Annotated in this window: 11 protein-coding genes; 5 read left to right on the top strand and 6 right to left on the bottom strand. The window is 47.8% G+C overall.

What is annotated here, in order from left to right:
- Nucleotides 1-52: 52 nt before the first annotated feature.
- A complete protein-coding gene (aspS, locus tag HYN48_RS02385; RefSeq protein ID WP_108373284.1) occupies nucleotides 53-1798 on the bottom strand; it encodes an aspartate--tRNA ligase in 1746 nt (581 codons plus the stop codon).
- A gap of 162 nt (nucleotides 1799-1960) precedes the next feature.
- Here aspS and HYN48_RS02380 point away from each other — a divergent pair, with 162 nt between their 5' ends.
- Both HYN48_RS02380 and HYN48_RS02375 read left to right on the top strand, forming a co-directional pair.
- Complete coding sequence (locus HYN48_RS02380) at nucleotides 1961-2956, top strand: TlpA family protein disulfide reductase (protein WP_108369612.1); 996 nt, start codon at nucleotides 1961-1963, stop codon at nucleotides 2954-2956.
- A 166-nt stretch (nucleotides 2957-3122) separates the two neighbouring features.
- The gene (locus HYN48_RS02375; protein WP_108369611.1) at nucleotides 3123-3470 is read left to right on the top strand and encodes a toxin-antitoxin system YwqK family antitoxin; all 348 of its coding nucleotides are present in this window, start codon (nucleotides 3123-3125) and stop codon (nucleotides 3468-3470) included.
- 137 nt (nucleotides 3471-3607) lie between these two features.
- On the opposite strand, the gene HYN48_RS02370 is transcribed toward HYN48_RS02375, so the two are convergent.
- From HYN48_RS02370 to HYN48_RS02355, 4 genes are all read right to left on the bottom strand, one after another.
- Nucleotides 3608-7072 carry an efflux RND transporter permease subunit gene (locus HYN48_RS02370; RefSeq protein WP_108369610.1) on the bottom strand — a complete coding sequence of 1155 codons (3465 nt, stop codon included), beginning with the start codon at nucleotides 7070-7072 and terminating at the stop codon, nucleotides 3608-3610.
- A 77-nt stretch (nucleotides 7073-7149) separates the two neighbouring features.
- The gene (locus HYN48_RS02365) at nucleotides 7150-8199 is read right to left on the bottom strand and encodes an efflux RND transporter periplasmic adaptor subunit (RefSeq protein ID WP_108369609.1); all 1050 of its coding nucleotides are present in this window, start codon (nucleotides 8197-8199) and stop codon (nucleotides 7150-7152) included.
- A 23-nt stretch (nucleotides 8200-8222) separates the two neighbouring features.
- Nucleotides 8223-9566, bottom strand: a complete 1344-nt coding sequence (locus tag HYN48_RS02360; RefSeq protein WP_108369608.1) for a TolC family protein — start codon at nucleotides 9564-9566, stop codon at nucleotides 8223-8225.
- Entirely contained in the window at nucleotides 9563-10174 is a 612-nt protein-coding gene (locus tag HYN48_RS02355; RefSeq protein WP_108373282.1) for a TetR/AcrR family transcriptional regulator, read from the bottom strand. Before HYN48_RS02355 ends, HYN48_RS02360 begins: the two co-directional genes overlap by 4 nt.
- A gap of 144 nt (nucleotides 10175-10318) precedes the next feature.
- Between HYN48_RS02355 and HYN48_RS02350 the strand changes: the two genes are divergently transcribed.
- Both HYN48_RS02350 and HYN48_RS02345 read left to right on the top strand, forming a co-directional pair.
- A complete protein-coding gene (locus tag HYN48_RS02350) occupies nucleotides 10319-11293 on the top strand; it encodes a polyprenyl synthetase family protein (protein WP_108373280.1) in 975 nt (324 codons plus the stop codon).
- 9 nt (nucleotides 11294-11302) lie between these two features.
- Entirely contained in the window at nucleotides 11303-11653 is a 351-nt protein-coding gene (locus HYN48_RS02345) for a hypothetical protein (protein ID WP_108369607.1), read from the top strand.
- A 33-nt stretch (nucleotides 11654-11686) separates the two neighbouring features.
- On the opposite strand, the gene HYN48_RS02340 is transcribed toward HYN48_RS02345, so the two are convergent.
- Nucleotides 11687-12253, bottom strand: a complete 567-nt coding sequence (locus HYN48_RS02340; RefSeq protein WP_108369606.1) for a hypothetical protein — start codon at nucleotides 12251-12253, stop codon at nucleotides 11687-11689.
- Nucleotides 12254-12366: 113 nt separating this feature from the next.
- Here HYN48_RS02340 and HYN48_RS02335 point away from each other — a divergent pair, with 113 nt between their 5' ends.
- Nucleotides 12367-15150, top strand: coding sequence for a 2-oxoglutarate dehydrogenase E1 component (locus tag HYN48_RS02335; RefSeq protein ID WP_108369605.1), 2784 nt, complete (start codon nucleotides 12367-12369; stop codon nucleotides 15148-15150).
- The last annotated feature ends 72 nt before the right edge of the window (nucleotides 15151-15222 follow it).

Below are 15222 nucleotides of genomic sequence, written 5' to 3'. Positions count from 1 at the left end.
AAAACGCTGTTTTCGGAAAATGGTCCCGTCGGCGAATATGCGGACAGGATGCTTATTTCAGGGCGATGCTGAGCTCTTCCAACTGCTTACCGTCGATTGCCGATGGCGCATCGATCATCACGTCGCGGCCGGAGTTGTTTTTCGGGAACGCGATGAAATCACGGATCGTTTCCTGTCCGCCGAGAATCGCGACCAAACGGTCGAGTCCGAACGCCAATCCGCCGTGCGGTGGCGCGCCAAACTGGAAGGCATCCATCAGAAAACCAAACTGGTTGCGGGCTTCTTCTTCGTTGAAACCCAGATATTTGAACATCAACTGCTGTGTCGCCTTGTCGTGTATCCTGATCGAACCACCACCAATTTCGTTTCCGTTCAATACCATATCGTAAGCGTTGGCGCGTACTTTACCCGGATCGGTCTCCAGCAGCGCCATGTCTTCGGGTTTCGGTGACGTAAACGGGTGGTGCATGGCGTGCCAGCGGTTGCCGTCTTCATCTTTTTCCAATAAAGGAAAATCGACCACCCAAAGCGGTGCAAATACTTCAGGATTTCTAAGTCCTAACCTCGTGGCGAGTTCCATACGCAGCGCGCTCAGTTGTGTCCTTGTCTTATCAGCCGGGCCCGAAAGCACAAAAATCATGTCGCCGGCTTTGGCGCCTGTTACTGCTGCCCATTGTTGAAGATCTTCCTGATCGTAGAATTTGTCTACGGAAGATTTATACGTGCCGTCTTCATTGCATTTTACATAGACCATTCCGCTCGCGCCTATTTGCGGGCGTTTTACCCATTCAATCAGCGCGTCGATTTCCTTGCGGGTCATCTCGCCACATTTTGGGGCGGCAATCCCAACGACGAGCTCGGCGGAATTGAATACGCCGAAATCCTTATGTTGTGCCACGGCATTCAATTCCCCGAATTCCATCCCGAAACGGATGTCCGGCTTGTCGTTACCGTAGGTTTTCATTGCATGATCGTAAGTCATACGAGGGAATTTCTCGACTTCGATACCTTTGAGCTCTTTCAGGAGGTGGCGTGTCAATCCTTCGAAAACATTTAAGATATCTTCCTGCTCTACGAATGCCATTTCACAGTCGATCTGCGTAAATTCCGGCTGACGGTCGGCACGCAGATCCTCATCACGGAAACATTTTACAATCTGGAAATATTTGTCCATGCCGCCCACCATCAACAATTGCTTGAAGGTTTGTGGTGATTGTGGCAGGGCATAAAATTGTCCGGCGTTCATGCGGCTCGGCACGACGAAATCGCGTGCGCCTTCCGGCGTGGATTTGATTAAATAAGGCGTTTCCACCTCGCAGAAATCCTGATCTGACAGGAATTTACGTACTTCCATCGCCACTTTATGACGGAACAACAAAGCGTTCTTCACAGGATTTCTCCTGATGTCAAGGTAGCGGTATTTCATGCGAAGCTCCTCGCCGCCGTCGGTTTCGTCCTCGATGGTGAACGGAGGGAGCAAGGCAGCATTTAATATATTAAGTTCAGAAACTAAAATCTCGATGTCACCGGTAGCCATGTTCTTGTTTTTGGCTTCCCGCTCAATAACGGTGCCTTTGGCCTGGATTACAAATTCGCGGCCAAGGGTTTTTGCCAGTTCGAAAACGGCTTTGTCGGTGCGGCTTTCATCGAATACCAATTGGGTAACGCCATAACGGTCGCGCAGGTCGACCCAGTTCATGAATCCTTTGTCGCGGGATTTCTGGACCCATCCGGCGAGGGTGACTTCTGTATTGATGTGTGAGGCGTTGAGTTCACCGCAATTGTGGCTTCTGTACATATCTGAAAAATTTGAGATGCAAAAGTAGTAAAAATGCGCAAAATTCAGGAAGGTAATCACTCGGAAGTTTAGGATAATGCGGTCCGATTTCTGCGGATGCCGGACAGTCAATCTTAAAATAAAAATCCTATATTTGGGAGACAAAAATCAAAACCACTACTTATGAAAAAACTTAGCATGCTTTTATTCCTGTTTGTTTGCGGTGTCTATGCGCAGGATGTAAAGTTTACCGCCAAAATCGCCAACCGCAATTCTGATAAGATTACCATATCGGGAGACAAGAAATTCAGTAAGGAAATAGCAATTGATAAGGACGGTGTTTTCCGGGCCACTTTTGCCGCACCGGCCGGATTGTATGAAATGGGCGATGGCAAAGAAATCACCTCATTGTACCTCAAACCCGGTTACGACCTGAATCTGACCATGGACGCGAAGCAATTTGATGAATCCATAGTATACACGGGAAAAGGAGCTCAGGAGAATAACTTCCTGGCCAAAAAGACCCTGATGGAAGAAGAAATGCAGACCAATATGGCGTCGATCAAGAGCCAGGAAGATTTCAATAAGGCAATTGCGTCGCATCACGCTAAAATTGCAGAAAACTTAAAAGCCAAAGGGCTTGATCCGGATTTCAAAGCGACCATCGAGAAAGCGATCAAGGAAGAGCAGGACGCTATCGCCGCCCAGGCAGCCGAAGCCGCCGCACAAAAGGCAATGAAAGACAAACTGACCGGAAGTGTCTCTCCATCGTTTGAGTATGAAAACTTTGCAGGCGGCAAGACGAAACTGGAAGATTTGAGGGGCAAATATGTTTATATCGATGTTTGGGCGACCTGGTGTGGGCCATGCCGTCGTGAGATTCCGTTTTTGCAGAAAGTGGAAGAGAAATACCACGGAAAGAATATCGCTTTCGTAAGTCTTTCAGTCGATGAAAAAAAGGATTACGAGAAGTGGAAAAAGATGATCACTGAGAAAAGTCTGGGCGGCATCCAGTTGATCGCAGATAAAAACTGGGCCTCTGATTTTGTGATGGCTTATAGTATCAATTCGATTCCGAGGTTTATCCTTATTGACCCACAGGGCAAAGTAGTCGATGCTGACGCTGCAAGGCCATCTGATCCGGCGCTGGAAGCGCAGCTTGACGGATTGCTGAAGTAATTTTACTATGATATTGATAATGAGCCTGTATGAAAATACAGGCTTTTTTTTATTCCAATGTTAAGTTTTTAATCAATGTTACCAAATTGTTAAGCGAAAGTTTTTTTAGTGTAAAGTAATTTTTATATTTGTTATGTAATTATTAATTGACTAAAACCCCAGAATTATGAAAAAGATACTATTGACAGGAGCATTGCTGATTTCAGGAGTGATTTTTGCACAACATACCGAACCTAAAAATGAGATTGTCGGACAAATGGTAAAGTCTACCTATTACTATGCCAACGGTAAAGTAAGCCAGGAAGGGTTTTACAAAGACGGCAAGGTTCATGGAAAATGGATTTCTTACGACGAAAACGGCAACAAGACCGCTATCGGCGAGTATACTGACGGCGCGAAAACCGGAAAATGGTTTTTCTGGAATGACGGTGCGCTTAGCGAAGTGGATTATTCTGACAGCCGCGTGGCGTCGGTAAAAAACTGGAAACAGGAAGCCATTGTAAACAGGAATTAAGCTTTTACATTCATTAATAAAAAAACCGTCCCGTTAATCATAACGGGACGGTTTTTTTTATGGGTTTAGATCCGCTTCTATGTAATGTCGTTAGGCATTATCCTGATACACAGAAGCGGATCGCTGCTTACAAGCTATTATTCGGCGGCTTCCAAGCGTTTTCTCTTGCGGTCGCGCAGCCAGTGCTTGGTGTTTTTTACAAGGTAAAACATCACGGGCACCATAATCAACGTCAGTACGGTGGCGTAGGTCAGTCCGAAAATAATCGTCCATGCCAATGGCCCCCAGAAAATCACGTTATCCCCTCCTATGAAAATGTGCGGGTTCAAATCGGTAATCAGCGAAAAGAAGTCGAAGTTCAAACCGATGGCCAGCGGAATCAGACCCAAAACTGCCGTCAAAGCGGTCAGCAATACCGGGCGAAGCCTCGATTTTCCGGATTCGATAATCACCTCCTTGATCTCCTCCATCGAAAGGTCGTCGTGCTCCTTCAGGCCTTTTTGATGTACTTTTTCATCGAGGAGCAGCACGAAGAAGTCCATCAACACGATCCCGTTTTTCACCACAATCCCCGCAAGCGATATGATGCCCATCATCGTCATCAGGATTACGAAATCCATGTTGGCAATCACATAACCGTAGAATACCCCGCTGAAACTCAGCAAAACGGTGAACAGGATAACCACTGTTTTCGACACCGAATTGAACTGCAGTACAATGATAATCATGATGCCCGATAAAGCCAGGAACAGTGCATACATCAGGAAGCTTTGGTTTTTGCCCTGCTCTTCCTGCTCGCCGGAGAACGAATAGGTTACGTTTTTCGGGAGTTGGTAAGTGTTGAGTTCCGCAGCGATTTGTTTCGAAATCTCATCGGCGTTGTAACCGGTCAGCACGTTTGAATAAATCGTCATGATGCGCTTCTGGTTCTTGCGCTTGATCATATTGTAGGTTTCCGTTTTGCGTGTCGATGACACCCCTGAAATAGGCACCTGCTGCATCTGTCCGGTCTGGTTGCGGAACGTCAGTGACTGGTTGAAAAGCACACTTTCATCCTTGCGCTGGTCTTCCTGCATCCGCATGACGATATTGTAATCGTCATCGCCTTCCTTATAGGTCGAGATTTCCTGCCCATATACCGAGCGGCGTAGGTTATACCCCAGTTGGCCGGTTGAGACACCCAGGCTTCCGGCATTGACGCGGTCTACCTTAACTTCGAGCTCCGGGCTCTCCTTATTGACGTCTACCTGAAGGCGCTCGATACCGGGTATGTTCTTCGAATTGATGTACGCGATCATCCTGTCAGCCTCCTTGAGCATCTGCTCATAGTCCAGTCCGGTAAGCTGCACACTGATCGGGTATCCTGATGGCGGCCCTGCTGCGTCTTTTTCAACGGTGACGGTAGCGCCCGGAATGCCTTTTACCTTGGCACGGATTTCTTCCAGGATGTCTGCCGTATTGATCCCGCGCCTGAATTTAAATTCACGGAAGTTCACAGTTACCTTCCCCTTGTGTGGGGTTTCGGCCTGCGAACCGGCATCGACATTGGCATTTCCGGCGCCGACACCCACCTGGGATACTACTGATTCGGCAAGGAAATTTTCCTTGGTTTTCGGGTCGACATATTTCTTCATGATGCCGATGACCTGTTTTTCAACGAATTCCGTCGCCTTATTGGTCTTGTTGATATCGGTTCCCTGCGGGTATTCGATGTAGGCAATGACCTGATTCGGGATGTTGTCCGGGAAGAACAAGACCTTCCTTGGGAAGATACCCAAAAGCATAAACGAGAATATCAGCATCCCGATGATTCCGAGCAAAGCCAGCCATGCAGTGCGTCCGTGAAGGATGCGCGCCAGGAAACGCTTGTATCGCTCTTCCATCCTCGGGAAAAAACTGTGCTGGAAGTCCTGTGTCCATTTGTACATCCGGACGCGGTAGAGCCACATCAACACAAAGGCAATAATGGAAAGGTGCCCGATCCCGCGCATGAGTTTCGAATCGTTCATGTTACCCAACACCACAAATATTACGGCGATGATGGTAAAGATGATGGAATATTTCTTAGCCGATTTTTTACTCACGTTCTTGTCCTCGATATCCATCGAACCGCCTGTCATGGCCGCATTGATGATCATCGCCACAAACAGCGATCCGGTCAGTGTAACCGTGAGCGTGATGGGGAAGTAACGCATGAACTTACCCATTGTGCCCGGCCATAGCAGGAACGGGAGGAACGCCATCAGCGTAGTGGCAGTCGATGAAATTACAGGCCAGGCGATTTCCCCGATACCGATTTTCGACGCATGGTAACGGTCCATGCCTTTTTTCATGTTGGCAAAAACGTTGTCGACGACCACGATACCGTCATCCACGAGCATACCAAGACCCATGACCAGACCAAACAGCACCATGGTATTGAGTGTCAGTCCCGACGCGGAAAGGATCGTAAATGCAATCATCATCGAAAGCGGAATTGCTGCCCCTACAAACAGTGAGTTGCGCAATCCCATGGTAAACATCAGTACGATCATTACCAGGATGATCCCGAAAATGATGTGGTTCGAGAGTTCGTCAACCTGATGCTCCACACGCGAAGACTGGTCGTTGGTGAGGTTGATCTGAAGGTCAGCGGGAAGGTAGGTTTTTCTGGCTTTTTCCAAACGCTCCTTAACCTGGTCAATCGCCGAAATCATGTTTGTATTCGAGCGCTTCTTCACGTTGAGCATCACCACTTCCTTGCCGCTCTCACGGGCATAAGTCGTTTTTTCCGCTTCCTTAAAACTGACCTGGGCGACATCCTTGAGGTATACCGTACCGCCGTTCGATTTTACGATGACGTTTTCGAGCTCTTTCGGATCTTTGATCTCGCCGATAATCCTGATGTTGTTGCGCGACCCCTGCGACACGAGATTCCCTGCGGAAAGCGTGGTATTTTCGGCGCGTACGGCATTCTGGATGTCGTCAAAAGTGACCTGCGCCGCCGTCATCTTGAAGATGTCTACGGCAATTTCGACCTCTTTGTCATCAACACCTAAAATGACAACATCCTTTACTTCCGATATTTCTTCGAGATCATCTTCGATAAGTTTCCCGTAGTCATTGAGTTGCTGTGTCGTATAATTTCCCTGAAGGTTGATGTTCAGGATCGGCACTTCTTCGGAAATGTTGAGGTCAAAAACACTCGGTTCCACTTTACTGCCGTTGTCGAGATTCGGCCAGTCGGTATCGGCTTTGACCAGATCCACCTTGTCCTTGGTTTTCTCCTTTGCCTGTTCGATCGTCACGTCGTCATCAAATTCGACGATAATCATCCCATAGTCCTGCAATGAGGAAGAGGTGATTTTGTTGACGCCGCTGATGTTCTTGATTTCCTTTTCGAGCGGCTTGATAATCAGTTTTTCTACATCCTCAGCCGAGTTACCCGGAAATACCGAAGAAATGTAAATCTTGTTTTCTATGACTTCCGGAAAGTCCTCACGCGGCATCGTGATGTAAGCGATAATGCCCGTAATGGTGATCAGTATCGTAAAGATATATACCGTCACGCGGTTGTCGACCGCCCAGCTCGATATGCTGAATTCATGTTTTTTTTGACTCATGATGTAAGTTGTTAGTTGACCGTTTGCAGCTTATGGCTTGCAGTTTTCCTACTGTATGCCATGCGCCGGAAACTGATTTAGAAATTCACCTTCATTCCTTCGGAAATGGTGTTTGAGCCTTCTGTAACGATGATGTCCTGAGCATTCAGGCCACTTAAGATTTCAGTAAAATTGCCTGCGGACTGCCCTGTTTTTACAATTGCTTTCTTCGCAGTACCGGTTTTTCCGTTGCTGTCCGAAACGACAAATACGAATTGGTTCTTCTGTCCGTCCGACTGTATGACGTTCGTCGGGACGACCAATGCTTTCTTATTGGTATAATCAATGATTTTCAGTTTGGCGACCTGGTTAGGGCGCAGCAAATTGTCCGGATTCGGGATGGTTACCTCTACTCCGAAGCTCCGGTTGTCCGGATTGATGCTGCTGGCGACCTGGCGTATTTTTCCTGAATAGGTTTTCCCGATGGAATTGATTTCCACATCCACGGGGGTCCCCACTTTAACCTTGCCCACGTAACTTTCCGGAACGGTAGTTGAAACGTACAGGTTGCTCAGGTTGACAACCCGCATCAGCCCTTTTTGGCTGGGCGCAACCACTTCGCCACGTTCCACGAATACTTCGTCAATAGTTCCGGAAAACGGCGCTTTAATCAGTGTTTTCGACAATTGCGCCTTGACCTGGTTTACCATTTTCTCCGCACTGATCATTTGTGTCTGTGCCTGGAGGAACTGGATTTCAGAACCGATTTTCTGGTCCCAAAGACGTTTCTGCCTTTCGAAAGTGGTTTTTGCCAATTCGTACTGCGTCTGCAACTGAGCGACCTGTTGCCCGATTCCGGCATCGTCAACCCGTCCCAAAACCTGCCCTTTGGACACGCGCTGGCCCGCCTTGGCGTTCAGCGTCACCAGGGTCCCTGACATTTCAGGCTGGATGGTAACGTTTTGCTGGGTGTCGACATTTCCCTGTATTTCGAGATAATGCGTGAACACGGTATCTTTTACGGTAGTGACGGCCACCAGCACTTCTTCGGGCTTGGCGTCCGGCTTCGGTGCGGTCTTTGGCTCTTCCTTTTTCCCACATCCAAAGATGGCCAGGGATACTGCGGATATTAAAATTAATCTTTTCATATATGATTGAAGTTAGTGGTTTATTATTTGTTGTTGGTGATTTTTTCCAGGGCAGCTTTTTTGTTGATCACATCAATCATCGACTGCAGGTAGCTTTGCTGTGCGGAATACAGCTGGCGCTGCGCGTCGCTGAAATCGAAACTCGTCGACAAGCCTTCGGTAAATTTAATCTGCTGTTTGTTTTCAATCCTTTCGGCGAGCCTGAGGTTGGATTTTGAGGTGTTGAATTCCTCAACGGCAAAGTCGTATTCGCTTTTGGCATTTTCATACGCCAGCTTCAGTTTTTGTTCCGTTTCGGTGAGCTGGGTGTTGGCCTGCTCCATCCTGATTTTGGCCTGCTGCGACCGCGCGCTTCTGGCACCGCTGCTGAAAATCGGGACGTTCAGGCTTACGCCAAGGTTTGAATAATTGAGCCATTTCTGGTCTTTCTGGAAAAATTCAAACTGGTCGTTAAATGCGTTGTAACCGAAGTTCAGGTTCGCTGACAGCGTGGGCAGCGCCTTGCTGCGCTCGAGTTTGTATTCAAGTTTACGCTGCTCAGTGAAGTTTTGCGCGATTTTGTAGTCGATGTTCTCTTTTACATTGAAACCTGCCTGTGACAGCGCCAGGTCCAGATTCTGCAGTGTGAGGCTGTCGAGTTTGTCGGTTAGTGTGAGTTCGTCGCTGATGTCCAGCCCCAGGTTGATCTTGAGCATTTTATACGCGATGTCGCGCAGTCGGATGGCATTATTCAGACTGCTGTTCACTGTGGCCAGCGTAATCTGCAGTTGCTCGACATTTTCCTCTTCAATCAGTCCGTTTTTGAAGGTTTCCTGTGTGTCGCCAAAAATCTTCTGCAGATTGCCCTTATTTTTTTCCAAGATGGCGATGCTCTCTTCGGCTAAGAGTACGTTGCCATAGGCATTTACAACCATCTCACGCACCTCGTTGTCGGTTTTGACTTTGGCGTTCTGGTAGTATTGAAGATACGTTTTAGATGCCTGCAGTGCCACAATGTAAGAGCCGTCGAATATCAGTTGGCTCAGGGTCGCGCGACCGGTCATCGTATGTTTGGTGCCAAAAGCCACCTCGATGAATTCGCCCGGATTCCCACCGAAGAATTCTGCGGGTACGATTGACTTCTGCAATTCAAAATTGTATTGGTAATCGACACCGGCATTGATCTGCGGAAGACCCGAAGCGGTGGTTTCCCACTTTTTCTTTTTGGCAATGTCAATATCGCGCCCCGAATTGATCACGGTATAATTGTGTTCAAGCGCGTGGCTGATCGCCTGTTCGAGGCTGAAGGAAAATTTTTCCGGTTGTTTGTCCTGCGCCGTTATCCCAATGGCCAGTAACAGGAATGTGATTAGTGTGATTTTTCTCATTGATGGTTTTTATTTAGGTGTAAGTGTTTCTCCAGTTCAGCCAGGCCTTTTTCGGTGGCGATGGCACGGGTATGGTATTCCAAGGCAGACAATTCCAGGACCAGTGCGTCTTTTTCCAGGATGGTATTCTCATTGATGCTGAAAATCAGCGCGTAATAAAACTTCACGATATGTTCTAACGGAATGTCCTCGCGGTAATAACCCTGTTCGATGCCTTTCACGACATTGTGCCTGATAAACCCTGCACATTCTTCGAACTGGAATGCCATCACTTTATGGTGGATTTCAGGATAATGTTTCCGCAATTGATATAAAGGGGAGGTGTGCGCCGCTTGGAACAATTCCTTGAACATTTTACGGATTTCGAAATTTTCGCAAACAGGATTGTGGTTTTCTGAAAAAATGGTTTCCATGGCCTGCTTGATTTGTTGCTGCACCATTTCGGTAGTGGCTTCAATCAGCAGCTCCTTATTTTCGAAATACTTATAAATCGTTTTTTTGGAAATACCCATGTCAGTGGCGATGTCATCCATCGTAATGCTCTTGAAACCAAGCTTCAGGAACAAATCGGCGGCACGCTCGATAATCTTAATTTTCGGATTTTCCACTGTTAAAATTTTTGGCAAATTTAGATTGGAAACTTTGAAAACAAAAATAGTTTCCCAAGTATTTACATTTATTTAACATTTGCGGCGGTGATCGAATTTGATATCCCGCGTGAATGCAGTACTTTAGCGGAAATTTTGTTTTTCATGCATTCCATCCCACAGTATCAGGAATTTATAGAATCGTACATCAGAGACCAGCACATCCTGAAATCGCCGCAAAACCTTTATGAGCCTGTGCACTACATCATCAATCTGGGAGGGAAGCGCATGCGCCCGCTGCTCACGCTGATGTCGGCTGAGGTGTTTAACGCCGATTACAGGGAAGCCCTCCCGGCGGCGTTGGCGGTAGAGATGTTTCATAATTTTTCATTGGTGCACGACGATATTATGGACGATGCGCCGCTGCGCCGCGGGCATGAAACCGTTCATGAAAAATGGAATACGAACACAGCCATCTTGTCGGGCGACGCCATGCTGATCCTCGCTTACCGTTATTTTGAACAATATGAGCCACCCGTATTCCGTGACCTGGCGAAGTTGTTCAGCAAAACTGCGATCGAAGTCTGTGAAGGGCAACAGCTAGACGTCGATTTTGAAACCCGGGAGGACGTCACCATTCCTGAATACCTCAGGATGATTGAGTACAAAACGGCAGTACTGGTAGGCGCTGCGATGAAAATGGGAGCCATCATTGCCGAAACCTCAAAGGAGAATTGTGACCTGATTTATGATTTTGGCCTCAATTTGGGATTGGCCTTCCAGCTGCAGGACGACTACCTTGATGCTTTCGGGGATCCGGAAACTTTCGGGAAGCAGGTGGGCGGCGACATCATAGAAAATAAGAAAACCTACCTGTATCTGAAGGCGATGGAATTTTCGAAGGCAGAGCAGGCCCAGCAATTAACCCATTTGTATTCTGTCCATCCTGCGGACAGCTCGGATAAGATTGAGTCGGTCAAGAAGATTTTCGAAGAGTCCGGCGCTTCGGCGGCAACCGGTGAAGCCATCCAGGCATACACGCTAAGGGCTTTTGATACGCTGGCAAAAATGGAAATTGCGTCGGACAAAAGGCAGATGCTCGAGAATTTCGGTAAAAAGCTCATGCAGCGTAACGTTTAATTCCGCACCATGTACAACGTACCCCTGAGCCCCGAAGCCCTGCTTGAAGAAGCGCAGCGAGAGGATTTATACCTCAAACTCATCGTGCAGGTCAATAAGGACTTCAACCTGGCCAATGAAGGCGTCGATTTCCCGATGAGTACCAGTCCCGACGAACTCAAAATCCAGCTGCACGAGAAAATCTACAGGATGATCCAGTATAAATTCGCCGAATACCTCAATTTACTCTACATCATTGATGTCAATGAGAGCGAGATTAAAAAATTAGACGGTTCAGATATCTCAGAACTCGCCGGACAGGTAGCATTCCTTGTCCTGAAAAGGGAGTGGCAGAAGGTGTGGTTCAGGAACCGGTTTTGATGGGAAATGCATCGACCGAATGCACACCGTTCGCTAAAAATAAACCCGTACAAACGGCATGAACGGATCGGCATAGACGCTTTTATCCCGATCAAAAAGCACATTGTATCGCACGCCAACCGTGACGTCGCCGGTGTTATAGCCTGCCCCTAGGTATAAGGCGGTATTCCAGAAATTATCCCGGATGTCCGGTGTGTTTGGGTAAGTGAAAGTGGAATTCACGCGCACCTGCTCCAACTCTGCCGAAAGTTGCAGCTCCTCAATTGGGTTGAATGCCCCGAGCACACTGCCGCCATAAATCCAGGATTTGTAATGGTTCAGGTCGCTGTCGGTGTAATCACCGTCTACTTTGACGAAACTACCCTGAAGCCCAACGCCCAGCCCGAAATACTGATTGAATTGGTAAAGTGCGCCCGGAGCGAGCGACACATTGGTGTAATCGTTCCCGAAACTCGCCCCGATACCGCCACCGAAGCGCACATGGCTCCAGAAATCACCGCCGCCTGAAGGGCTGTCCTGCGCAAAAATCGGCAACGGTAAATTGGCCAGCAGCAGGCACAGGAGGTATTTTGGAATATTCTCAAAACAAGCAGTTTTCATGGCCTTTTTTATGACAGGTTTAAGCGATAAATGTAGAAAATAATTATTAGTTTGTCGTAATTATTGTACTTTTGCAAAACATTTTTAACAACCAGCATATTCTACACCAAATCATGGATAGGTTTTCCTTTTTAAACGCAGCCCATACCGAATTTTTTGCCGATTTATACGACCAATATCTGGAAAACCCTGACAGCATCGAGCCCAGCTGGAGAAGCTTTCTGCAGGGGTTTGATTTTGGGGTCACCACCTACAACGATGAGTACCCGGTTGGCGCGCCGCAACAAATGGCCGCCGCTGCCACTTCGCAGGATTTCAGCCAGGTTTCCGAGAAGCTCCAGAAAGAGTTTAATGTCCTGAAATTAATTGATGCCTACCGCACACGCGGGCACTTATTCACCAAGACCAATCCCGTTCGTGAAAGAAGGATCTGGTCGCCAACGCTAGACATCGCTAACTTCGGATTAACCGACGCCGACCTTAATACCGTTTTCGACGCTGCAAAAGCGATGAAGCTTGAGCCATGTACACTCAGTGAAATTCTGGGTCACCTTAAGAAAATCTACTGCGGATCGATCGGGGTGGAATACATGTACATCCGTAAACCCGAAGTCATCCAATGGATACAGGATAAGATCGGTTACAACGACAACATCCCGAAATTCAATACCGAACAAAAACAACACATACTCGAAAAGTTAAATGAGGCGGTTTCTTTTGAAAACTTCCTGCATACAAAATACGTCGGCCAAAAACGTTTCTCGCTTGAAGGCGGTGAATCCATCATTCCCGGACTCGATGCGTTGATTGAAGCCGCTGCCGAGAAAGGGGTGGAGCAGTTTGTCATGGGAATGGCACACCGCGGAAGACTCAACGTCCTGGCGAACATCTTCGGAAAATCCACCCAGGATATTTTCTCTGAATTTGACGGTAAGGATTATGACGACGACGCGCTTTTTGACGGCGACGTGAAATACCACCTCGGACTCACTTCCGACAGGAAAACCAAATCAGGGAAGAGCATCAATATCAACCTCGCCCCGAATCCATCGCACCTGGAAACCGTTGGTGCCGTGATCGAAGGCATTACGCGCGCCAAGCAGGATCGTTACTTCCCGGACGATTTTTCAAAAGTCCTCCCAATTGCGCTCCATGGTGATGCCGCAGTGGCCGGACAGGGCATCGTCTACGAAATCGTACAGATGGCACAGCTCGATGGCTACAGAACCGGCGGTACGATCCACATTGTGATCAACAACCAGGTCGGCTTTACAACCAACTACCTTGATGCCCGTTCCTCAACATATTGTACCGATATCGCCAAAGTGACGTTGTCGCCGGTATTGCACGTCAATGCTGATGATACCGAAGCCGTTGTCCATGCGATGCTGTTTGCTTTGGATTACCGCATGCAGTTCGGAAGCGATGTCTTCATTGATTTGCTGGGATACCGGAAATACGGACACAACGAAGGGGACGAGCCGCGTTTTACACAGCCCAAATTATACAAGATTATCGCCAAGCACAAGAATCCGCGCGATATTTATGCAGAAAAATTATTGGCCGACGGTGTCATCGACAGCCATTTCGTGAAGGGCCTTGAAGACACGTACAAAGCGAAGCTCGAGGAAAACCTTGAGGCTTCCCGTAAAAAGGACCTGACGATCATCACACCGTTCATGCAAAACGAATGGCAGGGTTTCAAACAGGCGGACCAGGCAGAAATGCTTCAAAATACCGATACGACTTTTCCAAAGGACACGTTGACCGGGATTGCAAAAGTGATTACCGAATTGCCATCGGATAAAAAATTCATCAGCAAGATCCAGAAGCTGATCAACGACCGCAAGACGATGTATTTCGAGACCGACAAGCTCGACTGGGCGATGGCCGAATTGCTGGCTTACGGAAGTTTACTGACAGAAGGATACGATGTACGCATCTCCGGACAGGATGTCGAAAGGGGGACTTTTTCGCACCGCCACGCTGTCGTAAAAGTAGAAGACTCAGAAGAAGAAGTGATCCTGCTGCAGAACCTTCCAAATGCCAAAGGCAAATTCCACATCTATAATTCATTGCTTTCAGAATACGGAGTTGTAGGGTTTGATTACGGATACGCTCTGGCAAGCCCTAAAACACTGACCATCTGGGAAGCCCAGTTCGGGGACTTTTCAAACGGGGCGCAAATCATGCTTGACCAGTACATTTCTGCAGCGGAGGACAAATGGAACAACCAAAACGGTTTGGTGATGTTGCTGCCACACGGCTATGAAGGCCAGGGCGCAGAGCACTCGTCCGCGAGGATGGAGCGTTACTTACAGATGTGTGCCAACGAGAATATGTTTGTTGCTGATTGCACCACGCCTGCCAACTTCTTCCATTTGCTCAGGAGGCAGATGAAAACGACTTACCGTAAACCATTGATTGTGTTTACGCCAAAGAGTCTGTTGCGTCATCCGCTTGTCGTTTCCACCGCCGACGAGTTTGCGACAGGAACATTCCGCGAAACGCTTGATGACACGACCGTGAACAAGAGTGATGTGAAAACACTCGTTTTCTGCACCGGTAAATTCTATTATGATTTATTGGCAGAAAGGGAAGCCAACGGCCGTAATGATGTCGCTCTGGTACGCATCGAGCAGCTCTTCCCTTTGCCTGTGGATCAATTGAAGGAAATTATTGCCTCTTACCCGAACGCGGACGATTATGTCTGGGCGCAGGAAGAGCCAAAGAATATGGGCGCCTACAGCTACATGCTGATGAATTTCAATGAAGTCAAACTGCGTGTCGCTTCACTGAAGGCGTACAGCGCACCGGCTGCCGGTAGTTATGCACGTTCTAAAAAACGTCATGCTGCAGCGATTGCAATGGTTTTTGATAAGAATTTATTTAATTAGGAGCCAATCCCGCTCTTCGCTATATCTTTTTATTTTTAAAGGAAAAATAAAAAGGATGCCGCTTCGATCGGG

Origin of the sequence: Flavobacterium magnum, from assembly GCF_003055625.1 — a bacterium.
GTDB lineage: Bacteria > Bacteroidota > Bacteroidia > Flavobacteriales > Flavobacteriaceae > Flavobacterium > Flavobacterium magnum.
This window is presented reverse-complemented; position numbering and strand designations above follow the sequence as displayed.